The following is a 23791-nucleotide window of genomic DNA, read 5'->3' as shown; positions in this document are numbered from 1 at the left end:
ACACTTTTTAGGAGTATCATGTCAGGTCATTCCAAGTGGGCGACCACAAAGCACAAGAAGGCCGCTATCGACGCAAAGCGCGGCAAGCTTTTCGCCAAGCTTATTAAGAATATTGAAATCGCAGCTCGTCTTGGTGGTGGAGACCCAGATGGTAACCCAACTTTGTACGATGCAATCGTTAAAGCTAAGAAAGCTTCTATGCCAGCAGACAACATTAAGCGCGCTGTTAAGCGTGGATCTGGCGAAGAAGCAGGCGGCGCAAACTACGAAGAGATTGTTTACGAAGGTTATGCACCAGCAGGCGTTGGCTTGATTATTGAGTGCCTTACCGATAATCGCAATCGCGCTGCAGCAGATGTTCGCTCCACTCTTACAAAGGGCAATGGTTCTTTGGCCACAAGCGGTTCTGTGAGCTTTAATTTTGAGCGCAAGGGATTGATTGAAGTTCCTAGCGAAGGTGTTGACTATAGCAAGCTTTTTGATATTGCTGCAGAAGCAGGCGCTGAAGACGTTGCAGACGATGGAGACGTGTATTCCGTATACACGGATTCTAGTGATTTGGTAACTGTTCGTAAGGCTTTGCAAGATGCTGGTTTTGACTACGATTCTGCAGAAATCGTTATGCATCCAAATAACGAGGTTGAGTTGAGCTTTGAAGATGCTCAAAAGGTGTCTCGCTTGATTGACAATCTCGATGATTTGGACGATGTTCAAAATATTTATAGCAACTGGACTGCTTCGGATGAAGTTATGGCTCAGCTTGAGGAAGCAGAATAGTTTCCAATGATGATTTTGGGCGTTGACCCCGGGCTTACTCGCTGCGGGGTCGGCGTGATTGAAGCCGGCGTTTCTCGTCGGCTTTCTTTTATTCACGTCGATGTTTTAAGAAGCAATCCAAAAACTTCTCAAGATTTACGACTTCTTGAGATTTACAATGGGCTGGTTGAAAAAATCGAAAGGTTTTCGCCAGATGTTGTTTCGATTGAGCGCGTGTTTGCTCAAGAAAATCGAAATACTGTGCTTGGAACTGCTCAAGTTGCAGGAATCGCTATGCTTGTTGCAGCTCAAAGGGGTATTCCTGTTGCTTTACACACTCCTACAGAGGTTAAACTTGCTGTTGCTGGCAATGGCAGTGCTGGCAAGCAACAAGTAGAGCGCATGGTTGCGCGTCTTTTGAATCTTAATGTTTTACCAACTCCTGCAGATGCTGCGGATGCTTTAGCTCAAGCTATTTGTCATGCTCTTAGGCCTGCGGGCGCGTTGCAAGGCGGAGAGCGAGAGCAGCATTTAACAGATGCTCAAAGAAAGTGGGCTGAGTCTTTGCGTGCGGCGCGCGGATCGAGTTCTGTCGGGCGAGGTATGTAGGATATTTATAGAACAGATGTTCTATAGGTTGTAGGGATTTATTTTGAAAGGTGAGCGCTGATGATTGGTATGCTTAATGGCGTAGTGGAATCTATCGATTCTCGTTGTGCGCTTGTCTGTGTTGGTGGCGTTGGTTACGAGTTATATATGCCTTCGTCAGATTTATCATCTTTGCGCGAAGGTCAAGAAGTTAGAGTTTATACGTCTTTGCAAGTTAGTCAAGATGCTATTACGCTTTATGGTTTTACAAGTATGGCTGCAAAGCGTATTTTTCTTCAAATTCAACAAAAAGTTAGTGGAGTAGGGCCTAAAGTCGCTCTTTCTTTGCTTTCAACATTAAGCGTAGATCGTTTGATTAAAGCTATTGCGGATTCAGATGTTTCTGCGCTCTCTTCCGCTCCTGGGCTGGGTAAAAAGGGCGCACAAAAAATTATCCTCGAGCTTAAAGGCTCTATTGACGTGGCTCTATTAGAACAAGATAGCGTAGATAAAAATGTAAACAAGAATATAAGCGATTTTATTGATTCTTCTATGCAAAAAGTTGTTGTTGGATTGATGTCTTTAGGCTGGAAGCAGTTTGATGCTCAAAAAGCAGTGGAAAGCGTTTGTAAACAAGAGCATATTTCTTTGCCAATTAGTGATGAAAATATGCCAACAGTTCTGCGCATGGCTTTGTCTTCGCTGGATAGAGGCAGGTGACAATTATGAGTTTTGGCGAGAAAATCAACAGCGAGAAGATAAACAACGTTCAATCTGTTAATACTGGCGTATCAGAAGATTCATTAAGAATGGTATCTTCTAGCGCTATAGAAAACGAGCAAATTAGTGATGAGGAGTTACGTCCTCATGCTCTGGATGGTTTTATTGGTCAGCCTTTATTAAAAGCGCAATTGCAACTTTTTTTGGATGCTGCAAGATTGCGTAATGTTCCTCCAGATCATATGCTTCTTGCGGGTCCTCCTGGTCTTGGAAAAACAACGTTGGCAATGATTGTTGCTAACGAATTAGGTGTTTCTATTCGAGTTACTTCTGGGCCTGCTATTCAACATGCTGGAGATTTAGCATCGATTTTAAGCTCTCTAGATACAGGCGAAGTGCTGTTTATTGATGAGATTCATCGACTTCCTCGTGCTGCAGAAGAGTTGCTTTATATTGCTATGGAAGATTTTCGAGTAGACGTTATGGTTGGTAAAGGCCCTGGAGCATCTTCCATACCGCTTACTTTGCCTCATTTTACTGTAGTTGGTGCAACTACTAGAGAAGGAATGCTTCCTTCTCCGCTTAGAGCGCGTTTTGGTTTTACTGCTCACTTGGATTTTTATCCTCACGAAGAGCTAGAGAAGCTTATTGAGCGTTCTTCCGCACTTTTAGGCGTAAATCTTGCAGACCAAGCGGCAAAAGAGCTTGCTTTGCGTTCTAGGGGAACTCCTAGGATTGCAAATCGACTTTTGAGGCGTGTTAGAGATTGGGCAGTAGTCCATAATCTTAAAGAAGTAAATCGCGAGTCTGTAATCGAGGCTTTATCTTTGTATCAAATAGATACTCAAGGTCTTGATCGCTTGGATATTGCTGTTCTAAAAGCTATTGTGGTTCAATTTAATGGTGGTCCTGTAGGGCTTAATAACCTGGCTGCAATGGTTGGAGAAGAGTCGGAGACTGTGGAAACAGTTTGTGAACCATATTTGGTTCGAGAAGGCTTTCTTGTTAGAACGCCTAAAGGCAGAGTTGCAACTGAAAAAGCTTGGCAGCATTTAGGTCTTAAAGCCCCCGATAATGTCAGATAGATACCCTAAAATAGTTGATTTGGGCGGTGTTTTACCGTCTTAGGGTTGGATAACTTAAGGAGTTTATTGTGCCCCAATTCTTTAGCCAGTATGGCATGCTTATTGTTCTTGTAATTGCCATGGTTGGTATCATGTGGTTCCAATCTCGTAGCATGAAAAAGCGTCAAACTGAATTGCGTTCTTTCCATGATTCGTTAAAGCCTGGTGTTGAGGTTATAACAATTGGTGGAATTATTGGTAAGGTTGTTAGCGTTGATGCAGATCACGAAGAAATTGTTTTAGATTCAGAAGGTAGTCTGCTTCGCGTATCTTTCCGTGCTGTTAACAGGGTTTACGTTCGCGTAGATTTTAATAGCTACGATAAAGAAGATAGTGCAGAAGGCGCTAATAATAATGCGGATAGTGCAGAAGATAACGAATCGCAGGAATCGCAAGAATCCAATGAATCTAACGAGGTTCAAGAATCTAGCGAATCTAATGAAAATAAAGAAAACTAGAATAGAACGCTAGGATTATGACAACAACTGATATTACGGTAAAGCCTCTAAAGAATGTTAGTAGTGAAGATGCTAATTATTTAGCATCTCTTGTTCGCACAATTCCAGGATTCCCTAATCCAAAGATTGTTTTTCGCGATTTTCTACCAGTATTTGCAGATGCTCGTGGTATGAACATTCTTATTGAGTCACTTGTTGATTCTTTGCCAGTTTCTAAAGATTCTTTTGATTTAGTTGCAGGTCTTGAAGCTCGTGGATTCTTATTTGGCCCAGTATTAGCTGCACGCTTAAATAAGGGTTTTGTTGCCGTAAGAAAAGCAGGGAAGTTGCCGCCAGAAGTTATTAGCGAATCGTATTCTCTTGAATATGGAGAAGCTAAAATCGAGATTGAAAAAGACTCGATTAAACCTGGCCAGCGTGTTCTTATTGTTGATGATTTGATTGCAACAGGAGGAACCGCAAAAGCTGCTGCAAGGCTTGTTGAAAGATCCGAAGGTGTTGTTGCTGGATTCTGCTTTGTAATGGAGCTAACGGGCATTAACGGAATGAGCGACTTGCAATCCTATAAGTGCTCTAGCTTAATGAAAATGCCGGCTTAAACACAGCAAATAATAGTTTTAGGAAAAGCGTTAAATACATAGATAATCCAAAATAATCCAAGTCTAAACTTTAAGAACGTAGGGGAGAAACAATTTTGAAAAAACTAAAATCTTCTCTTATTAGCGTTTTGAAGGGTTTAGCTATTCCAGCAATAGCTATTTTTGTTTTTGCTCTTATTGTTGGGTTGTTTATGTCTTTAACGCTTTTAGTAATTTCGATTGAAGAAGGAACTGGTAATCTTTCTGATTCATCAATGTCTTTAACATGGGCCGTACTTCTTTTTGCACAAGGCGTTGGTCTTGGTTTTGACGATTTTGTTCTTACTATTATTCCTCTTGGATTAACAATTCTTTTAGTTTCATCTCTTGCAATTGCAATGAGAAAGCTAAAAGGCGGTCAATTAGCCAATTCAATAGGATTATTTGTTTGGGTTTTTGCAAATTATGTAATATCCCAAAATACTAATATTGAGTTGTTGGATTCTTTGCCAATAATATTGCTAAAAAGTGTTTGTGTGTATATTTTGGCTATGATGATTGCTGTTTTTCCATATTCTTCTACGTTTGCACAAATAAAACAAAAGTTGGCAAAGCATTTTTCTGAGCGAATAATTAAATGCGCAAAAATCTGTTTTTATTGCTCTGTAAATGTTTTAGTTATTTACGCAATTGTTGCACTTTTAACAATCATCTTTTGGTGTGTAGTTGGTTCAAGCAACGTTGAGATTGCATTTTCTAAGCTAGGAATGCAAATCGGTTCTAGGATTTTAACATCTATTGCCTGTTTAGTGTGGTTGCCGAATATTGCACTATGGGCATTATCTTGGATTTCTGGAGCAGGATTCAACATTGGAGATATTGCAAGCTTTAGTATTTTTTCTGTTAGCAAAAAATCGTTACCACCTATTCCACTTTTTGCAATATTCCCAGATGCTATAAATGATTCATTCTATAGAACAGCTTCGGTTAGTATATTGTTTGTTTTGTGCGCTATTTTGGCATCGTTTATAATTTTGTACTCAAAGTTGTGCAACCTTAGAATCATATTTGATAACAATAAAGTAGACTGGAAGAAAACAGCTTTTGCATTTGTTCAATCTGCAATAGTTCTAGTAGCGTCTTGCATGGCAATAATACTTGTTATGAGTGTATTGCTTCTATTTGCAAATGGTAGTTTGGGAAGATTTAGATTAGCACATGTTGGAGTTAATGTAAGTAGAAGTCTTCGATCTTTAGGCCATTTAACAATATACGGTTTTGGCTTTGCTTGGCTTGTTATTCTTTTTGTTTGCGCAATAATAGTTGGTATTCGACTTTTAAGCAATAAAATTTTATCCGAAAATCAACCTTTGCTTGAGAGCAAAACTGAAACTAGTAATCTTGAGTCAACTAGAACAGTCAGCTCAAAAGCTAATAAAAAATAAATCCTCATCCAACACAAGGAGGAAGACCGGTGCAACAGATACATGAGCAAGAACAAAATGCAGATGTGCTGATAACCACAGGTAAAAGGTCAATAAAGCGAGTACTGGTTTCAGTATTTTGCAAAGAAGGACTAGAAACGCTTGCAGATGCTTTTAGAAAGTGTGGAACTCAAGTTGTTTCAACTGGTTCAACTGCTTCAAAGCTTCAAGAATTGGGTGTAAGCGTTACGCAAGTGTCGGATGTAACAGGATTCCCAGAAAGTTTAGATGGTAGAGTTAAAACACTCGATCCACATATTCACGCTGGAATCTTAGCAGATATGAGCAATTCGGATCACGTAAAGCAGCTTAAAGATTTGAATATTGAGCCATTTGATGCTGTAGTTGTAAACTTGTATCCTTTTGTGAACACAGTTATGAGCGGCGCTAAAAACGACGCCATTATTGAAAAAATCGATATTGGTGGACCTTCAATGATTCGAGCAGCTGCTAAAAATCATAAGTCTGTAGCTGTTATTACAGATCCTGCAGATTACAAATTGCTTGCTAATCGAATTGCTTCTGGCGAAGGCTTTAGTTTGCAAGAGCGCGAATACTTAGCGCATAAAGCATTCGAGCATACAGCCGCTTACGATGCTGCAATATGCCAATGGACTAATAGTGCTTGGCCAATGCCACAGAGCATGATAGAAAACACAGAAAACAGCGATGATTCGCTTGATAAAACAAGCAAAGATTCGTTACTTCCATGTGACTATACGCGAACATGGACTCTTGAACGTAAGCTTAGGTACGGAGAGAATCCACATCAATATGCGGGGCTTTATCTTGATCCGTTGCATAATGGCGGTTTAGCTCAAGCTGAGCTTCTTGGCGGAAAGCCAATGAGTTACAACAATTATGTTGATGCGGATGCAGCATGGCGTGCAGTTTGGGATTTTGCTCCGCAAATTGCTGTTGCTGTTTGCAAACACAATAATCCTTGCGGCTTAGCAATAGGTGCAACAGCTGCAGAGGCTCATGCGAAGGCTCACGCTTGCGATCCTGTAAGCGCATACGGTGGAGTGATTGCTTGCAATTCAACTGTTACTCTAGAAATGGCACAAAGTGTGCGTCCAATTTTTACAGAAGTAATTATTGCTCCAGACTACGAGCCTGAGGCTTTGGAATTATTGCGCACTAAGAAGAAGAATTTGCGAATACTAAAGGTTGCAAATCCTCCTGTTTTAGGTTTGCAAGTGCATCCTATTGACGGCGGAGCGTTGGTGCAAAGTGCAGATAAGATTGATGATTTTGGAGATAATCCACAAAATTGGACTCTTGTTTCTGGAAATCCAGCGAACGAAGAAACCTTAAAAGACTTAGAGTTTGCGTGGCGTTCTCTTAGATGCGTAAAGTCTAATGCCATTTTGCTTGCGCATGATTTAGCAACTGTTGGAATTGGAATGGGTCAAGTTAATCGTGTAGATTCTTGCCATCTTGCAGTTGAAAGAGCTAATACTTTGGCAGATGGCGTTGAACGTGCTAAAGGCTCTGTTGCAGCATCCGACGCATTCTTCCCGTTTGCTGATGGTCCGCAAATCTTAATAGAAGCAGGTGTAAGCGCAATAGTTCAACCTGGAGGATCTATTAGAGATGAGGAAGTGTTTGAAGCTGCGCGCGCGACTGGCGTAACAATGTACACTACTGGAACGAGGCACTTCTTCCACTAAAAATCAATCGCTATTTGCAAATTAGTATTTCTGTAAATAGCTGATTAGTCAGTTAGATTAACTCGATTAATCGTATTAACGTAAAGCCTTGGATTGTGTTTAATATACTTTCCAAGGCTTTTTATGTATTATACAAGTATGACAATTAGCCAGAAGAATCAAGATAGCGAATTAAAATTTGATCATAAAGATGAATTAATGCAAGATGCGAATAGTAATGCGAATAGCAACTCAAGCAATCATATCTACGTTTCGGAAGTAAAAGAAGGTAAGCCATACGCGCAATGGATTGTAGCAATAATCGTATGCGTGTGCGCTGTATTAGCTTTTATAGGAAAAATAATGGCTGCTACAGTTATTATTTCTGCAACAGCCATCATTCTTGGAATAATACGCTTAATTTTTTCTCAACGAAGCCCTTGGAAAGTTAGATCCATTGCTTTTGACTCTTTTATAAGCATTGCACTAGGACTTGGTTTGCTAATAACGTATTTTTCTATTTTTGTTTTTATGTAACCTATTTTGTTTTAACTATTTGTCTTCGTTATAGAATGGGTTAACTTCTTTATTTTCGCTATTTTCTGATTCTTCGCTAGATACTGAAGTGTTTTTGGAAGAATCATCCGAGCTTAAATCGCCAGCATTATTGGATTCTTTAACACTGTTTGAGTCTTTTGAAGAAGAACGAACAAGCTTGCTAATAAGCATAACGAATCCAACAAGAGCTGCTGCAAAAACAGGAGCAATCCAAAATACCCAAAGTTGGCTTAATGGTGCAGTAGCTAATTTCTTAGACTGTGCAAGAATGGCAATACCTGTAGAGCGAGCAGGATTAAGACCCGATCCAGTAATTTGGTATGTAATAAAAGCTCCAACCGAGTATGCAATACCCATGTGTGCTGCATAAGTGCATTTAGCACTACCATCTTCGCGCGTATACGTCATTGCTGTTGCAACAATAATAAGAACAGCAATAATCTCAACTATTAATGCGGAGATAACGCCAAAAGAAGCATTAACGCTTTTTAGTTGATTTGCAGAGATAGAAGCGCTTTCAAAACCGTTTACAACAGGAGCAAACCATGTTTTTTCTGGAACCATTTTAGTTTGAGGAAGAATAAAAACAGTTATTGAAGCAGCAACGAGTGCGCCAAGAACTTGCGCAATAATGTATAAAATTCCAGAGATATAAGAGGTTCTTCCAGTAAGCATAGAAGCGATTGTTACTGCTGGATTAACGTGGCCTCCAGAAACCTTAGCTGCTATACTGATTGCTGCTGCGTAAGCTAAGCCTGTTCCTGCAGCAATCAAAAGAACGTTCACGCCGTACATTGCTGTTACAACAGAAGAGAACGTGTAAATAGTAAATATTGCAAAAACGCTTGCAATAAATTCAGCAAAAATCCTAAAAATAAGAGGTGCAGGAGCAGATGCTTTTTGCTCATCATTTGAACATTTATTTTGCAAAGTGTTGTTCATAACAATTCCTTACGTTAATGTGTACGTGTTGTGTTGTTTTTATGTTGTTTTGTTATTAGCAACACAACCAAACGTTTGCTATAGTATCACGGCTATGCCATACGCTAACATAGAAAAACGTGGCAATTTGCTGTGAGTATTAAAAAATGATTAAAAATTATTAATAAATACGCAAAAATGGCCATAAATAAAACATCAATAATATTAAATTAATACAATAGGTCACGTTGGGAGAACGATGCCAAACGCATATTCCCGCGCCAATCAGGCGCATTCAAATGACAAAAATGCCGTTCGACTGCAAAAGCTACTTGCTGAAGCGGGATTTGGTTCAAGACGCAAATGTGAGGAGATTATTCTCGATGGGCGTGTTGAAGTGGATGATGAGCTTGTAACAACACTCGGAACTCGAGTAGATCCAAGTAAGCAAAAAATTCGCGTAGACGGATCCAGAGTAAAGTTCAATCACAAGCTTGTAACGCTTGCGCTTAATAAGCCAAAGCGAGTTTTGAGCGCAATGGATGATCCAAAAGGTCGCTTTACTTTAAGAGATATTGTTGGAGACAAATACGAGCGAATTTTCCACATGGGTCGCTTGGACTACGATTCGGAAGGTCTTATTTTAATGACCAACGATGGCGAGTTAAGCCAGCATGTTATGCACCCAAAGTACGAAGTTGAAAAAACGTATATTGCAACTGTTGAAGGCAAAATCAACGGAATGGTTTGCCGCAGGCTAGTTTCGCAAGGCGTAAATCTGGAAGACGGCTGGATTAAGCTAGACAGATGCGCAATAATCGATCAGAATCACGATGCAACAATCGTAAAAGTTGTTTTGCATTCTGGTAAGAATCGAATTGTGCGTAGGATTTTTGGAGCTGTTGGCTTTCCTGTAAAGCGTCTTGTTCGTACGCAAATCGGCCCTATTAAGTTGGGTGACTTAAAAGCTGGGTCTTATCGCGTGCTTTCGCAAGTAGAAGTTCGCTCGCTTTCTAAGGAGGTTGGCCTGTGATTTGTGTAGCAATTGATGGACCAGCAGGAGTTGGTAAGTCTTCTACTTCTCGCGCTTTAGCACAATACTACGGTTTTGCGTATTTAGATACGGGTGCAATGTATAGAGCTGCAGCATGGTGGTGCTTAAAGCAAGGAATTGATTTAAGCAAGCAACTTGAGTTGGATGAAGAAGGAAATCCAACAAATTCTGCAGATGCGGAACGCTTTAATCAAATTGTTGAAGCTGTTGGAGCATTGTTTACGGAAGATCATGCTGAATTTAGCGTTGATCCAAAAAATCCTGTAGTCGTAATTGATAGTGAAGATATTAGCGAAGAATTGCGTTCCAGCGAAGTTTCTTCGCGCGTGTCTACTGTTTCTTCGATTCCTGCAGTTCGACGCATGCTTATTGCTGCTCAACGCGCGTATATTGCTTCAGAGTCTGCTGAGGATTCTTTCTCTGGCGGAGAAGGAATCGTTGCAGAAGGCCGCGATATTACTACTGTTGTGGCTCCTAATGCGCAAGTTCGAGTGCTTCTTACTGCACGCGAGGATGTGCGTCAAGCTCGCAGAAATAAGCAAGATATTGCGCAAGAAAATTCGCAAAATAACGAATCTGAAAATATTGAATCTAAGAATAACGAATCTTTAGAAGAAGACGATATTCGCGCTCGTGATGCTAAAGATTCTAAAGTTACTCATTTTCTTCAAGCTGCAGACGGTGTTACAACTCTAGATAATTCTGATTTGACTTTTGAGCAGACTCTTGACGCTCTTGTAGAGATGGTTGACGATGCAATTGAGCAAGATGAGTACGACCGTTATGCTGCAAATCTTGAAGGCTACAATCTTGACGATGAAGACCGTGCGCTTCTTAGCGGAGATTTAGCAAGCGAAAGTGAAGCGAAAGATACAAAAGCTGTTGGAGTAATTGCCGTTATTGGCCGACCAAACGTTGGAAAATCAACGCTTGTAAACCGTATCTTGGGTCACAGAGTTGCTGTTGTAGAAGATACTCCAGGCGTTACTAGAGATCGCGTAAGCTACGATGCTGAGTGGGCTGGAAACAACTTTAAGCTTGTTGACACTGGCGGCTGGGAAGCAGATGTTGAAGGTATTGATTCTTCGATTGCTCAGCAAGCGCAAGTAGCAGTGCGTTTAAGCGATGCTGTGATTTTCCTAGTAGACGGTCAAGTTGGTTTAACAGCTACCGACGAGCGTATTGTTTCAATGCTTCGCGCTGCAGGTAAGCCTATTACTTTGGCAGTTAACAAGGTTGACGACGCTAGAAGCGAGTATTTAACGGCAGAGTTTTGGAAGCTTGGAATGGGCGAGCCTTATGGAATTTCTGCAATGCACGGCAGAGGCGTTGGAGATTTGCTTGACGCAGCTCTTGCATCTTTAAAGAAAGCGAATAAGACTTCTGGATTCTTAACTCCAGAAGGTTTGCGCAGAGTTGCTTTAGTTGGTCGTCCAAACGTTGGTAAGTCTTCGCTTTTGAACCATTTGGCTCACGAAGAGCGTTCTGTTGTAAATGATTTGGCTGGAACTACTCGAGACCCTGTTGATGAGGTTGTGCGCGTAGACGGTGAGGATTGGCTGTTTATTGATACTGCTGGTATTAAGCGCAGACAGCACAAGCTTACGGGTGCCGAATATTATTCTTCACTTCGTACGCAAGCTGCGATTGAGCGTTCGGAACTTGCTTTGATTCTTTTTGACTCTTCGCAGCCAATTGCGGAGCAAGATCTAAAGGTTATGAGTCAGGCTGTAGACGCGGGTCGCGCAATCGTACTTGTGTTTAACAAGTGGGATTTGATGGACGAATTTTCCAGACAGCGCATGGAACGCTTGTGGAAAACTGAGTTTGAGCGAGTTACTTGGGCTGAGCGAGTTAATCTTTCTGCAAAGACAGGATGGCATACGAATCGTCTTGCACGCGCTATGCGAACAGCTTTAGACAGCTGGGATAAGCGCATTCCTACAGGCAAGCTTAATGCCTTCTTAGGCCGTATTCAGTCTGCTCATCCGCATCCTTTGCGAGGTGGAAAGCAAGCGCGAATCTTGTTTGCAACGCAAGCTTCTACGCGCCCTCCGCGTTTTGTAATATTTGCAACTGGATTCTTAGAGCACGGCTACCGTCGCTTTATTGAGCGTTCTCTTAGAGAAGAATTTGGATTCGAGGGAACTCCTATTCAAATCTCCGTAAAAGTACGAGATAAAAAGAAGCGCAAGTAAAATCGCAGGTTAATCATAAATAAATCGCAAATAAATCTGCGATTAAAGTTGCGATTAAAGCGTAAGTAAAGTAGGAGCGGAATATGGCTGGATTAGGCGAGTTAGCTCTTGATTTGCATCATGCTAGCGAAGATGAGATTTTTCAAGCATTTGTTGATTGGGTTAAAACTAACAAGCATGTAGATTTGTGGCCGCATCAAGAAGAATCCGTTATGGATTTGCTTGCAGGAGACCACGTAATATTAAATACTCCAACAGGTTCTGGAAAATCTCTAGTAGCGCTCGGCATGCATTTTGCGGCACTCGCAACTGGCAGACGCTCCTACTACACTGCGCCAATCAAAGCGCTTGTATCCGAAAAATTCTTCGATTTAGTTGCGATTTTTGGGCGAGACAACGTAGGCATGATTACTGGCGACTCGCATATTAACGCGGACGCTCCAATAATCTGCTGCACAGCGGAAATCTTAGCAAATCAAGCCTTAAGAGAAGGCGTAAACGCAAAAGTTGATTGCGTTGCAATGGACGAATTCCACTACTATGGAGACCCAGAGCGAGGATGGGCTTGGCAAGTGCCGCTACTTACTCTTGCAAACACGCAATTTTTGCTTATGAGCGCAACTCTTGGAGACGTAACGGATATTGCGGAACGCTTAGAAAAATCAACAAATCGTAGTGTTGATATTATTGCAGACGCTCCAAGGCCAATCCCACTCGAATACGAGTACACAGATAAGCCGCTTGCAACAACTGTAGAACTCTTATTTAACAAGGGTTTAACGCCAATCTACGTAGTTCATTTTTCGCAAGACGCAGCTCTAGAAACAGCTCAAGCGCTTGCAAGCACGGGGGTTTCTAGCAAAGATCAGCGAGACAAAATTGCTCAAGCGATTAAAGGTACTAAATTTACTACAGGCTTCGGCAAAATTTTGCAAAGGCTACTGCGCACTGGCGTTGGCGTACATCATGCTGGCATGCTTCCACGCTACCGCAGGCTTGTTGAACAGCTAGCTCAGCAAGGATTGCTGCCCGTTATTTGTGGCACAGACACTCTTGGCGTTGGTATTAACGTGCCAATTCACTCTGTTGTGCTTACAGCTCTTACAAAATTTGACGGGAACCGTAGTCGAAAGCTTCGCGCTCGCGAGTTTCATCAAATTGCAGGTCGTGCAGGCAGAATGGGGTTTGATACAGAGGGCTTAGTAGTTGCAGAGGCTCCAGAGTTTGAGATTGAAAACGCGCGCGCTGTTGCAAAAGCTGGCAATGATCCTAAAAAGCTTAAAAAAATTAAGCGTAAGAAGGCTCCAGAAGGATTTGTAGTTTGGGGCGAGCCAACGTTTACTAAGCTTATTGAAAGCGCTCCAGAAACTTTGAATCCGCACATGGTTGTAACGCATTCAATGATTTTGAACGAAGTTACGCAAGGCGGAGACGCTAGAGCACGCGTTGAAAAACTTATTGAAGATAGTGCGCAAAAGCCGCAAGATAAAGAGAAATTGCTCGAGCGTTGCAACGATATTTTCCAAACTTTGCTTGACACTCAAGTTATTGAATGTAGAGAGCTTTCGGACGGTTCTTGCGATTATGATCTTGATGTTGCTATGCCAGAAGGTTTTGCGCTAGATCAGCCACTCTCGCCGTTCTTGCTTGCTGCTTTGGAACTTCTTGACCCAGAATCTCAAAGCTACGCGCTTGACGTAATTTCTATGGTTGAATCAACTTTAGATGATCCTAAGCCTGTTCTTCGCGCGCAAGAGCGTAAAGCTCGCGATGCTGCAATGGCTGGCATGAAAGATGATGGCATTGATTACGAGGAGCGCATGGAACGCTTGGCGGAAGTTAGCTACCCTAAGCCTCTTGAAGATTTGCTAGCTCCTGCTTTTGCGCAATATCGCAAAGATGTTCCGTGGGCAAATGACTACTGGATTAAGCCTAAATCTGTGCTTCGAGACATGGTTGAAATCGCCTCTGATTTTACTGGCTATATTTCGCGCTATGGCATTGCTAGAAGTGAGGGAACGCTTCTTCGTTACCTTTCGGACGCTTATCGTTCGCTTGCTCGTACTGTGCCAGAAGACATGCTTAACGAAGAATTGCGCGATATTATTTCGTGGCTTCGACTTGTTGTGCGCTCTATTGATTCGAGTTTGGTTGACGAGTGGGAGAGTGCTGGAGGGTCGGACGCTGAAGCTAGTGCAGTAACTACGGCTGCGCCTGGAACTTCTGAGTCTGTTGTTGCGGATCGAAGAGGACTTATTGTGTTGATTAGAAATGCAATGTTCCGCCGCGTGCAACTTATGGATTTGGAAGATGCGGATGCTTTGGGAGAGCTTGACAAAGCTTGGGGTTACGGCGTTCATGAGTGGAATGATGTGCTTGACGACTATTACGACGAACATGAGTATGTTGGTATCGATGCCAAAGCTCGTGGCGGAGACTTGTTTATTTTGGATGATTCTCTAGAAAAAAATGAGCATTCGTGGAAAGTTCGGCAGATTATTGACGATTCGGACGGAGACCATAATTGGGCTATTACTGGAATTGTTGATTTGGATTCCACACAAGATACAGGCGAAGTTGTGTTCTTTGACTACAGCGTGTCGCACGTTTAGTGTTGTTTTACTTAAGTTTTATTTGCGTTTTGCTTATATTTTACTTATGTTTTATGCAAAATCTAAAATATAGTCGAACGTTTGTTCTATGGATTGAGTATACTTAGATTATGGTTCAGGATTTATTTACAGCAAGTAGTGCGCCTAGCGATGTAACACGTCCATTGGCTGTGCGTATGCGACCTAGCGTTATCGAAGACGTTCTTGGGCAGACTCATGCGCTAAAAGATGGTTCGCCTTTGCGCAGGCTTGCAAATCCTCAATCTAAAGGTTCTCTTACATCTCCAAGTTCTGTTGTGTTGTTTGGGCCTCCAGGTGTTGGTAAAACTACGCTTGCTTATATTGTGGCTCAACAGTCTGGTCGCGTGTTTGAAGAGCTTTCTGCTGTAACTTCTGGAGTTAAAGATGTTCGAGCGGTGTTAGATCGCGCGCATGAGCGTTTAGTTAGTAAAGGTCAAGAAACAGTCCTGTTTATTGACGAAGTTCATCGTTTTTCTAAATCACAGCAAGATGCTTTGCTTCCAAGCGTAGAAAATCGCGATGTAACTTTTATCGGTGCTACTACCGAAAATCCAAGCTTTTCAATTATTAAGCCACTACTTAGCAGATCAGTAGTTGTTAAACTTGAGTCTCTTAGTGTAGAAGATTTGCGCACGCTTATAGAACGCGCAATTTCAAGCGAAAATGGTCTTAATAATCAGCTTAAGATTGATGACGATGCAATAGATTCAATTATTCGTTTAAGCGGGGGAGACGCTCGCAAAACTCTTACGATTTTAGAGGCGGCTGCAGGAGCAGTAACAGGAGATGTTGCTTTGCAGCATGGCAAAAAGAAGCCTGTTATTACTGCCGATATTGTTTCTAACGTAATGGATACTACTACAGTTCGTTACGACAAAGATGGAGACGACCACTACGATGTGATTTCTGCTTTTATTAAGTCAATGCGTGGAAGTGATGTTGACGCTTCTTTGCATTATTTAGCGCGAATGCTTAGAGCTGGGGAAGATCCGCGTTTTATTGCAAGGCGAATTATGATTGCTGCTGCCGAAGAAGTTGGTATGGCGGCTCCGCAAATTTTGCAAGTAACTGTTGCTGCAGCTCAAGCGGTTGCTTTAATTGGCATGCCAGAAGCGCGGATTATTCTTTCGGAAGCTGTGATTGCTGTAGCAACTGCTCCAAAATCAAACGCAAGTTACAATGCGATTAATAAGGCTTTGCAAGATGTTGATGCTGGAAATATTGGTCAAGTGCCTCTTCATTTGCGTAACGCTCCGACTGCTTTGATGAAAAGTTGGGGAAATCACGAAGGCTACAAGTACGCTCACGACTACCCAGGAGCTGTAGCATCTCAACAATATATGCCAGATGAGCTAGTTGGCCGCGAATATTATCACCCAAATAATCGCGGCTACGAGCACGAGATTTCGCAACGTTTATCTCAAATCCGCAATATTCTCCACAATCCCGATGACAATAAATAAAGTCGATAATTAAAAGGCTCCTTAGAATTTTAAGAAGCCTTTTAATGCAGTATTACTATTTTTTTAAGAGAGAGTTTTACTCACGAACAAGCATAATGTGGTCAATATCTTCGCGATTTGAAACGCGGAACAGCACAAAGCGGTTGCCAATTACTTGCACGACTTCTGCACCAAGATGTTCTGCAAGTTCCTGCGCAGCTTCTTTAGCACTTAAGCCAGAGCCATCTTGCACAGCGCACTTCATAAGCTCGTGAGATTGCATTGTTTCGTCTGCTTGCTTAACAGCAGCATCGCTAATATCGTTTTTTCCAACGTAAAGCAATGGGCTTAAAGTGTTAGCGAGCGCGCGCAATTGCTTAATTTGCTTTTTAGTTAATGCCATTATTTTCCTTCCAAATCGCGTTCAACATGCATAAAACGTTAAAACGCCAATTTTCAAAACATTAAAACGTCAAAACGCTATATTGTTAAACGCAATTATCAACAACCAACTATCGACTATTGATTATCTACTTGTAACGCTTAAATTTTCAATGCTTATCGGATTATACATTAACCGTAAGAATCCGCGTTCAACACGTTCAATGAGTTCAATATACAAATATTCCAATTATCAGTTATATAAATATTCCAGCAAAAATTATTCCGCACACAATAGCTAATGTAACGCTTAAAAGCGCAAAGTCTTTTATGCGAATTTTCTCTGTATGTAAGTGCGTGCGCTTTGCTCCAGGAACGTAGCATCTGGAATCTAGCGCAAGTCCCAGTGTGTTTGCGTGCCGAATCACACTTGCAAATCCTGGAACTATAAGAGATGTTATTGCTTGCAATCGCTTTTTTATAGACCCGTCTTTTATGTTTCCGCCTCTTGCAATTTGAGCTAAAGCAACAGATTCTGCTTCTTTTGCAAGAGTTGGCAAAAATCGTAAAGCAAGGCTCATAATAAGAGCAATTTCTTGACTTGGCAATCCTACGCTTTTAAGAGGCGAAATAATAGACGCGCATGCTTCAGTCAATCGCGTTTGGCTTATGGTTAGTACAATTATTGACCCGATTAGTATAACAAGCGAAAATCTTGAAGCGAAAAGTATTGCAAACTTTATTCCATCGTCTGTTATTAATATCGGTCCGATTCTAAAAAGTCCTCTTCCAGAATGCACAACTAGAAGATTAAACAATCCAGAAAATACGAATATTGCAATAAACATGTGCAATGACAAGAATAATTTTATAGGCGATATTCTAGCGAGAAATATTAGAGCAAGCGTTGATAGTGCAAGGATTCCAAGTTGGTAGAAGTTTGTAATGCTAAACGCGCTAAACATAAGAATTAAGCATGATATTAGTATGATTCGCGTATTAAATAAGCTTAGCAATGACTTGTTTTTGTTCTTGTTTTCGCTACCATTCTCGCTAGTATTTTCAAGCTTTTCGTCTTGTGCTTGTTCTTGCGCTTGCTTCTTTTCGCGCGAATCAAGTGTAACTATGCGCGCTCCAAGTGATTTTGCTTCACTAAAATCATGCGTAATAACAATAATTGTTACGCCTTTATTGTGTAAATCGCTTAAAATTTTTAATACGATTTTTGCATACTCAAAATCTAATCCTGCTGTAGGCTCGTCTAAAACCAAGATTTTTGGATTGCAAGCCAAAATTCCCGCGATTGCTGCTAGTCGTTGCTGGCCTCCAGAAAGTTCGAATGGGGATTTTTGCGCTAAATGTTCAATATGCAATGATTTTAGTGCGCTCAATACTCTGGAACGCAATTCGCATCCCTCTAATCCAAAGTTTTTTGGACCGTATGCTACGTCTTCAAAAACAGTTTGCGCAAAAAGTTGCTGTTCTGGCAATTGCATAACGTAACCAATGTTTTTGCGAATTTCACGCATTTGTGATTTGCTTGTTTTCTCGCTAATTTTTATTCCGTTTACACAAATAGATCCAGAATCGTATTTAATAAGTGCGCATATTGCTTTTGCGAGCGTGGATTTTCCACACCCGTTTTTTCCCATTATTGCAACGATTTCGCCTGCTTTTACGCTTAGAGAATAGTCTCTTATTATTGGATTTTGACTATTTGCATAGCTCACACTTAAATTAGATATTTCAATTGCTGCATTCTTGTTTGTTTTATTCGAATCACGTTTATTTTTGCTTTCTGCATTCGAATTTTCTGCATTTGATTTTTCTACATTTTCCGTCATGCTTTTTGATCCAATAACAGCTGGCGATTTTTCCGCGTAGAATTCTTCTAATTCCAATAAACTTACATCACGCAATTTTCCGTTTTCTAGCATTAATATTCGATCCGCATTTTTGCATTCGCTAATCTTATGCGTTACTTGCACGATTGTTGTGCCGCTCGCTTGCAACTTGTCAAAAAGCTTATTTACGTCTGCTTTTGCGCAAGAATCAAGCATGCTTGTAGGCTCGTCTAATACAAGAAGTTTTGATTGTGTAGCAATCGACGACGCAATAGCAACGCGCTGCTGCTGACCTCCACTCATATTGCTCGGGTCGCTAAAACGGTGATTTTCCATGTTTACAGCGCGTAAAGCATTGCTTATATTTTTCTTCATAAATTCTTTAGAGGCGCACAAGTTTTCAAGCCCAAAAGCAACATCGTCTTCTACAACTGTTGTAACGATTTGGTCTTCTGGGCTTTGAAACAATGCTCCAATAGATTCTCGTGCTTTTTGGTACGCTTTTGAATCAACATTGTTCGCTTCAAAAACTTTTATTCCGCATAGCGTAACAATTCCAGAATCTGGGGAAGAAAGTCCTGCAATAATTTTAGCTAGCGTGGACTTTCCACTACCATTTTTGCCAATTATTGCGATTCTTTGACCATATGCTATTTCAAGATCTATTCCGTCTAGAATCCAAGTTTTTCCGCCATCATAGCTAAAGCGAACTTTTTGCAAAGAAACAGCATTATCTTTTTTAGCACAATAATCCGTATTGCTTTTTTCGTCTTTGCAACTTGTTTTATCACTTGCTTTATCTTGAATAACTTTATTGCTTTGCATAATCAGCTTGCTTTTTACTTAATTTGGCTAATGCTATTTTGGCTAATGCTATTTTGGCTAATGCTATTTGTTTGCTACTTATTGTAGTTAAGAAGTTTTGAAACAGGCTTATAAATAAGCATAGTTACTACGCAATGAATCGCAAGCTTAATCACATTAAACGGTAGTAGAGCTGGAACTATAAGAGCAGCAACTTGCTCAACACTAATATGAGCATAAAGCGGCGTAATAATAAGATTTCCGACTATTGCAAGAGCAATCGCAACTACAGAGCCAACCACAAGCGAAATAATAGCGCCTTCTTTGGTTCTAATTTTTTTGTAGACGATTGCAGCGCTAACAGAAGCGCCCATTGAAACCAATATTGCCATTATTGCGCCAAACGGATTAGTGAAGAAGTGCGGAGCAAATCCTAGTACGCTTACGATTGCAGCGGCGAATGGTCCGTATGCAAATCCTGCAATCAAACACACAATTCCCGAAGGATCGTATTTAAGATAGTTTACGTCTGGAATAAGTGGAAATTCTATAAAGCTTACAGCAATAGAGAGCGCAACGAATAGCGCGTATTTAGCAATTTTTTCGCTTGACCAATAGTTTTTGCCAGAGTAAGTTGCGTGATTATTTGCTGTATGATTGCTTGTTTTATGATTATTTTCGCGTGAAATGCTCATTAGAGCCTCCGTTTCTTTCATCCGGACTTTAACCGTTGGCTTCGGATTCTAACCGAATCAGCAGCACAATGCCGCTCGCGGGCTTCGAGACAGTTCACTAATTCAAGAATTACCTCGTTACCGCCAGTAAGGATTTTCACCTTCCCTGAAACTACTCTTTATTTTTATCTTATGCTAAGAACATTTATTGCTAAGCGCTAAGAACATTTAGCGGTTTGATTAACTTTTGACTTGTAACGCTTTTTGATGGCAATGCTAAGTGTAAGATTAAGAGCATGAGTGAAATTACGAATACTTCTGTTAATACTATAGACAAGCTTGCGATTGTTGTTGTTACTTATAAGCGCCAGGAGCTTCTTGCAAATTTGTTCAAATCGTTTGAGTGTTTGAATCAATGCCCGTGGCGAATTGTTGTTGTAGACAACGAAAGTAGCGAAAAAACGCACAAAATGGTGGATGATTTAAGCGATATTCTTTCGCGCAGGTGGGGTGCTTCTAGTGCGGATGATTCTGGCGATTCAAACCGCGTTGTTTACGCGCCTCAAAGCAGCAATCTTGGGGGAGCTGGCGGTTTTAGTGCTGGCGTTAAAAAAGCGTATGAGCTTGGCGCACAATGGTTTTGGGTTATGGACGATGATGTTGAAACTGTTCCAGAATCTATTGAGCGTCTTTGCAAGTGGACTAAAAGCCACGATGTGATTCAAGGCAGCCGATTGGACTACGACGGTGGCGATTTTTATTGGCAATATAACTTTATTGTTTCTCTTGGAATCCCTAATCCAATCGCGCCAGCAGCATTTGGCTCGTCTGGCTACCGCGTTATGAACACAATGTGCTTTGAAGGTGGATTGTTTAAGCGCAATATTGTAGAGAAAATCGGACTTCCAGATTCGCGCTACTTTATTTATTGGGATGACACTACTTATGGCTATCTTGCTAGCAAAGTTACGAATCCGATTGTTGTAAATGACATTATTCTTCGCAGAACTCGTAATATTCCTAATTGGGATATTGCTGGTGTTCGCCAACTAAATTCCACTTCCGACATGAATCGTTACCATATTATGAGAAACCGTGGTTTTATGGCGCGCTACTTTATGATTCACGGCGATTTTAGGCCATTTATGTTTGCTCTCGGAACTGCTTTGACTGCTGCAAAAGAGCTTATTAGGCTTGTTGCTGTAGATCGTGAGCATATTTTAAGTGGCGTTAAAAAGCTTTTTACTGGTTGGATTGCAAGCAGAAAAATTTTGCATGATTCTAATTGGAAGCCAATGCCTCCGTTAAAATAGTCTACAAATCATTAAGACTTAAAACATAAACTAGAAGCCACCTAGCGTTTACTAAGTGGCTTCTAGTTTTTTATTTTATCTCTTTTTTCAGTGGGAGAGGTCGATTACCATTCGACCGCGAATCTTACCGCTGAGCATCTCGTCGAAGATGTCGTTAATGTCTTCCATCTTGCGCATATGGCATTTTGGAACAACCTTGCCTTCAGCACCAAACTGGAATGCTTCTTCCAAATCTTTACGAGTTCCAACAAGGGATCCAACCAAGCGGATTCCGTCGAGAACAAGGCGAGGGATGCTGAGTTCCATATCTTCTGGTGGAAGACCAACAGCTGCAACAGTGCCGCCTGCTCGTACAGAGTCAACTGCACAGTTAAAAGCAGCCTTGCTTACAGCGGTTACAACAGCGCCATGAGCGCCGCCTACCTTCTTCATAGCAAATTCAGGAACATTTTCCTTAAGTGGGTTCACGCACAAATCTGCGCCATATTCCTTAGCAAATTCAAGCTGAGCATCGTTAACATCTACTGCGATTACGTGCGCACCAAATACGTTCTTTGCATATTGCAACGCAAGATTACCAAGACCGCCAAGGCCAAAGAGAATCAGCCATTCGCCTGGGTGTACGCCCGACTCCTTAATAGCCTTGTAGGTTGTAACGCCAGCGCAAGTGATAGAGCTTGCAGGAGCTGGATCCAAGCCTTCTGGAACCTTTACAGCGTAGTCAGCTGCAACAATGCACTCTTGAGACATGCCACCATCGGCAGTGTATCCTGCGTTCAAAACGCTGCGGCAAAGTGTTTCTCTGCCAGTAGTGCAATATTCGCAATGACCGCAACCCTTAAAGAACCACGCTACAGATGCACGGTCGCCTGGCTTTAATGTTGTAACACCAGGGCCAACTTCCTTAACAATACCAATGCCTTCGTGGCCAAGAACAACGCCAGTTTTATCGCCAAAATCTTGGTTCTTAACGTGAAGATCGGTGTGGCATACGCCGCAGCATTCCATATCGAGCAACGCTTCGCCAAATTCCAATGGGCGGAGTTCCTTCTCTACAACCTGTGCCTTCTTATCTTTGGTTGCAACAATAGACTTCATAGAAACCTCCTTGTTCTATGCTTCATTTAGAAAACATTGCTTTTTCGGTTTTCTTTTCTTTTACCTGTTTGGTAAAAGCTATTTTTTATTCTACATTATTTTTACGATTTTTCATGATAAAAATCACATTTTAAGAAAATTTTTTATAAAAATTTATGGCTTAATGATAATAATTATCGTATTCAATATTTTTCTTATTGTTTTCTTATCTTTTTCTTCTGTTCAACACTCCGTAAAATCGCCTGAATACAGCAGAAAATCACTATACATTTTTTATTTTTGATTATAACTTGCATTAAACAATAAATCAGGCTACTATGGCATCTTGTTTGCGGATATAGCTTAGTTGGTAAAGCGCAACCTTGCCAAGGTTGAGACCGCGGGTTCGAGTCCCGCTGTCCGCTCCATTTGATTTCTCAGTAGATATGTCCTCATATCTACTGAGATTTTTTATTTTCTATTACATGTCTCAGCACGTATGCCAGCTTTCGGTGTTATAGGCAGCCAAAAGGGTATAGGCCAAAACTGTGTAAAGCTAAGCTGATGAATATTCTGAAAATAGAATTAGTCAGCTTAGCTTTGGACTATAAAGCAATTCTTTTTATTCAATGTGTATAACTTTTGTTAGATAATCCTTGATTTTTCGGTGAAAATTCAAGCGTTATGAATGTTTTATCCACATATTAAATTAACTCTTTTATTTTTTGCAATAAGCTGTATGCTTTACTTAAACATTAGAAAATAATGTGAAAACAAAATTAACAAATAAGGAATTAAAAAATAAATGACTTGACAAAATTTTAGGAAAGAAGGAGAGAATGAGAAATTTTTCTAACACTCTGTTATACGCAAACGACGATGATAATGAGACATTTTGGGAGGTTATTAATAGTAACTTCCCAGATCAAGTAGATCCGTCGCGGTTCCAGACTAAAGATAGAAGACCTTTTCCAGTTTATGAAGGTTTAATACCAGTTGGGTCTTCTCGCTCAATGGCAAGTTATCACGTATCATCGTGTTTCAATAATACGCATGGTAAAAAGATGTACCTATATCTTGCAATGCAAATATGCAAAGTAGCGTGCATAGTAGGTGATATTTCTCACGGCAGGCCAATATCGCCAGAGATGAAAAGAGCATTAACAAAAGAGTGTATATACAAACTCGAGAATATGTGGTACTTGATTAATGAATGCTACAAAGATAAGCATAATGAGGCAGAAGTTTCTAAGCTAAGAAGTAATCCAACAATACCGAAGATGATAAACGGAATACTGGTTTCTCCATCACAATTAGAGGCAGTCGTTTTGCTTCATATTGGAGATACAGAATATTGGACATCTTTAACACTTAGATTCATAATGGGAAAATGGGTTTGCACGTTAGCAGATATAGGTTAGGTTTTACCTAATCGTAGTTTGCATAATATGAATTTTAAGTAGTTATTGATTTAATTAAGTATGTACATGCATAAACATGTTGGATTATGTAGCTTATTTGCGTAACGCCCC

Annotated in this window: 20 protein-coding genes, 1 tRNA gene and 1 riboswitch; of the genes, 16 read left to right on the top strand and 5 right to left on the bottom strand. The window is 40.8% G+C overall.

The features are described from left to right. Positions 1-18 precede the first annotated feature (18 nt). The 9 genes from NYP69_RS01820 to NYP69_RS01780 all read left to right on the top strand — a co-directional run bounded on the left by NYP69_RS01820 (position 19) and on the right by NYP69_RS01780 (position 7897). Positions 19-777 carry a YebC/PmpR family DNA-binding transcriptional regulator gene (locus NYP69_RS01820; protein ID WP_004113651.1) on the top strand — a complete coding sequence of 253 codons (759 nt, stop codon included), beginning with the start codon at positions 19-21 and terminating at the stop codon, positions 775-777. A gap of 6 nt (positions 778-783) precedes the next feature. Beyond that, a complete protein-coding gene (gene ruvC / locus NYP69_RS01815) occupies positions 784-1365 on the top strand; it encodes a crossover junction endodeoxyribonuclease RuvC (RefSeq protein ID WP_116689569.1) in 582 nt (193 codons plus the stop codon). 60 nt (positions 1366-1425) lie between these two features. Next, positions 1426-2064, top strand: coding sequence for a Holliday junction branch migration protein RuvA (gene ruvA, locus NYP69_RS01810; RefSeq protein WP_346284276.1), 639 nt, complete (start codon positions 1426-1428; stop codon positions 2062-2064). Positions 2065-2069: 5 nt separating this feature from the next. Continuing rightward, positions 2070-3149, top strand: coding sequence for a Holliday junction branch migration DNA helicase RuvB (ruvB, locus tag NYP69_RS01805; protein WP_101889287.1), 1080 nt, complete (start codon positions 2070-2072; stop codon positions 3147-3149). A gap of 68 nt (positions 3150-3217) precedes the next feature. Beyond that, a complete protein-coding gene (yajC, locus tag NYP69_RS01800; protein ID WP_032840177.1) occupies positions 3218-3646 on the top strand; it encodes a preprotein translocase subunit YajC in 429 nt (142 codons plus the stop codon). Between the two features lie 17 nt (positions 3647-3663). Beyond that, entirely contained in the window at positions 3664-4245 is a 582-nt protein-coding gene (locus NYP69_RS01795) for an adenine phosphoribosyltransferase (RefSeq protein WP_004130797.1), read from the top strand. 95 nt (positions 4246-4340) lie between these two features. Then, entirely contained in the window at positions 4341-5669 is a 1329-nt protein-coding gene (locus NYP69_RS01790; RefSeq protein WP_473410510.1) for a cell division protein PerM, read from the top strand. Positions 5670-5698: 29 nt separating this feature from the next. Then, a complete protein-coding gene (gene purH / locus NYP69_RS01785) occupies positions 5699-7381 on the top strand; it encodes a bifunctional phosphoribosylaminoimidazolecarboxamide formyltransferase/IMP cyclohydrolase (protein WP_415697288.1) in 1683 nt (560 codons plus the stop codon). Between the two features lie 198 nt (positions 7382-7579). After that, positions 7580-7897 (top strand): DUF3017 domain-containing protein, encoded by a 318-nt coding sequence (locus NYP69_RS01780; protein ID WP_373271631.1) that lies wholly within the window; start codon positions 7580-7582, stop codon positions 7895-7897. A gap of 15 nt (positions 7898-7912) precedes the next feature. Here the strand turns inward: NYP69_RS01780 and NYP69_RS01775 are convergent, their stop codons facing one another. Next, the gene (locus NYP69_RS01775) at positions 7913-8860 is read right to left on the bottom strand and encodes an MIP/aquaporin family protein (protein ID WP_004133166.1); all 948 of its coding nucleotides are present in this window, start codon (positions 8858-8860) and stop codon (positions 7913-7915) included. Between the two features lie 238 nt (positions 8861-9098). Here NYP69_RS01775 and NYP69_RS01770 point away from each other — a divergent pair, with 238 nt between their 5' ends. From NYP69_RS01770 to NYP69_RS01755, 4 genes are all read left to right on the top strand, one after another. Next, a complete protein-coding gene (locus tag NYP69_RS01770) occupies positions 9099-9872 on the top strand; it encodes a pseudouridine synthase (RefSeq protein WP_004133164.1) in 774 nt (257 codons plus the stop codon). Beyond that, positions 9869-12091, top strand: a complete 2223-nt coding sequence (gene der / locus NYP69_RS01765; RefSeq protein ID WP_473410508.1) for a bifunctional cytidylate kinase/GTPase Der — start codon at positions 9869-9871, stop codon at positions 12089-12091. The genes NYP69_RS01770 and der overlap by 4 nt, the downstream gene beginning before the upstream one ends. Before the next feature lie 83 nt (positions 12092-12174). After that, entirely contained in the window at positions 12175-14703 is a 2529-nt protein-coding gene (locus NYP69_RS01760; RefSeq protein WP_473410507.1) for a DEAD/DEAH box helicase, read from the top strand. Positions 14704-14813: 110 nt separating this feature from the next. After that, positions 14814-16187: a replication-associated recombination protein A gene (locus tag NYP69_RS01755; protein WP_115761888.1), complete on the top strand. Its 1374-nt coding sequence runs from the start codon at positions 14814-14816 to the stop codon at positions 16185-16187. A gap of 76 nt (positions 16188-16263) precedes the next feature. Here NYP69_RS01755 and NYP69_RS01750 read toward each other — a convergent pair whose 3' ends face one another. The 3 genes from NYP69_RS01750 to NYP69_RS01740 form a co-directional block, all read right to left on the bottom strand. After that, positions 16264-16569, bottom strand: a complete 306-nt coding sequence (locus tag NYP69_RS01750) for a YhbY family RNA-binding protein (RefSeq protein ID WP_004117809.1) — start codon at positions 16567-16569, stop codon at positions 16264-16266. 235 nt (positions 16570-16804) lie between these two features. Continuing rightward, positions 16805-19216: an energy-coupling factor transporter ATPase gene (locus NYP69_RS01745; protein WP_473410506.1), complete on the bottom strand. Its 2412-nt coding sequence runs from the start codon at positions 19214-19216 to the stop codon at positions 16805-16807. A gap of 74 nt (positions 19217-19290) precedes the next feature. Continuing rightward, positions 19291-19890 (bottom strand): ECF transporter S component, encoded by a 600-nt coding sequence (locus tag NYP69_RS01740; protein WP_473410505.1) that lies wholly within the window; start codon positions 19888-19890, stop codon positions 19291-19293. Positions 19891-19895: 5 nt separating this feature from the next. Then, positions 19896-20047, bottom strand: a riboswitch (FMN riboswitch). A gap of 118 nt (positions 20048-20165) precedes the next feature. Here NYP69_RS01740 and NYP69_RS01735 point away from each other — a divergent pair. Further along, a complete protein-coding gene (locus NYP69_RS01735) occupies positions 20166-21182 on the top strand; it encodes a glycosyltransferase (RefSeq protein WP_473410504.1) in 1017 nt (338 codons plus the stop codon). Positions 21183-21269: 87 nt separating this feature from the next. Here NYP69_RS01735 and adhP read toward each other — a convergent pair whose 3' ends face one another. After that, positions 21270-22280, bottom strand: a complete 1011-nt coding sequence (gene adhP, locus NYP69_RS01730; RefSeq protein ID WP_004133156.1) for an alcohol dehydrogenase AdhP — start codon at positions 22278-22280, stop codon at positions 21270-21272. 331 nt (positions 22281-22611) lie between these two features. Here adhP and NYP69_RS01725 point away from each other — a divergent pair. Together NYP69_RS01725 and NYP69_RS01720 are read left to right on the top strand one after the other, a co-directional pair. Further along, positions 22612-22687: transfer RNA gene (locus tag NYP69_RS01725), tRNA-Gly, on the top strand. Between the two features lie 411 nt (positions 22688-23098). Continuing rightward, positions 23099-23680 carry a hypothetical protein gene (locus NYP69_RS01720; protein WP_004130824.1) on the top strand — a complete coding sequence of 194 codons (582 nt, stop codon included), beginning with the start codon at positions 23099-23101 and terminating at the stop codon, positions 23678-23680. Positions 23681-23791: the final 111 nt, after the last annotated feature.

The organism is Gardnerella sp. c17Ua_118 (assembly GCF_055804255.1).
The sequence above is the reverse complement of the archived record's forward strand: the minus strand, read 5'-3'. Positions and strand labels throughout refer to the sequence as shown.

What these genes read in the sequence shown, in the direction of transcription:
- NYP69_RS01820 (WP_004113651.1), top strand. Translation starts at nt 19, where the DNA reads ATGTCAGGTCATTCCAAGTGGGCGACCACAAAGCACAAGAAGGCCGCT.
- ruvC (WP_116689569.1), top strand. Translation starts at nt 784, where the DNA reads ATGATGATTTTGGGCGTTGACCCCGGGCTTACTCGCTGCGGGGTCGGC.
- ruvA (WP_346284276.1), top strand. Translation starts at nt 1,426, where the DNA reads ATGATTGGTATGCTTAATGGCGTAGTGGAATCTATCGATTCTCGTTGT.
- ruvB (WP_101889287.1), top strand. Translation starts at nt 2,070, where the DNA reads ATGAGTTTTGGCGAGAAAATCAACAGCGAGAAGATAAACAACGTTCAA.
- NYP69_RS01795 (WP_004130797.1), top strand. Translation starts at nt 3,664, where the DNA reads ATGACAACAACTGATATTACGGTAAAGCCTCTAAAGAATGTTAGTAGT.
- NYP69_RS01780 (WP_373271631.1), top strand. Translation starts at nt 7,580, where the DNA reads ATGCAAGATGCGAATAGTAATGCGAATAGCAACTCAAGCAATCATATC.
- NYP69_RS01775 (WP_004133166.1), bottom strand. Translation starts at nt 8,860, where the DNA reads ATGAACAACACTTTGCAAAATAAATGTTCAAATGATGAGCAAAAAGCA.
- NYP69_RS01770 (WP_004133164.1), top strand. Translation starts at nt 9,099, where the DNA reads ATGCCAAACGCATATTCCCGCGCCAATCAGGCGCATTCAAATGACAAA.
- NYP69_RS01760 (WP_473410507.1), top strand. Translation starts at nt 12,175, where the DNA reads ATGGCTGGATTAGGCGAGTTAGCTCTTGATTTGCATCATGCTAGCGAA.
- NYP69_RS01755 (WP_115761888.1), top strand. Translation starts at nt 14,814, where the DNA reads ATGGTTCAGGATTTATTTACAGCAAGTAGTGCGCCTAGCGATGTAACA.
- NYP69_RS01750 (WP_004117809.1), bottom strand. Translation starts at nt 16,569, where the DNA reads ATGGCATTAACTAAAAAGCAAATTAAGCAATTGCGCGCGCTCGCTAAC.
- NYP69_RS01745 (WP_473410506.1), bottom strand. Translation starts at nt 19,216, where the DNA reads ATGCAAAGCAATAAAGTTATTCAAGATAAAGCAAGTGATAAAACAAGT.
- NYP69_RS01740 (WP_473410505.1), bottom strand. Translation starts at nt 19,890, where the DNA reads ATGAGCATTTCACGCGAAAATAATCATAAAACAAGCAATCATACAGCA.
- NYP69_RS01735 (WP_473410504.1), top strand. Translation starts at nt 20,166, where the DNA reads ATGAGTGAAATTACGAATACTTCTGTTAATACTATAGACAAGCTTGCG.
- adhP (WP_004133156.1), bottom strand. Translation starts at nt 22,280, where the DNA reads ATGAAGTCTATTGTTGCAACCAAAGATAAGAAGGCACAGGTTGTAGAG.
- NYP69_RS01720 (WP_004130824.1), top strand. Translation starts at nt 23,099, where the DNA reads ATGAGAAATTTTTCTAACACTCTGTTATACGCAAACGACGATGATAAT.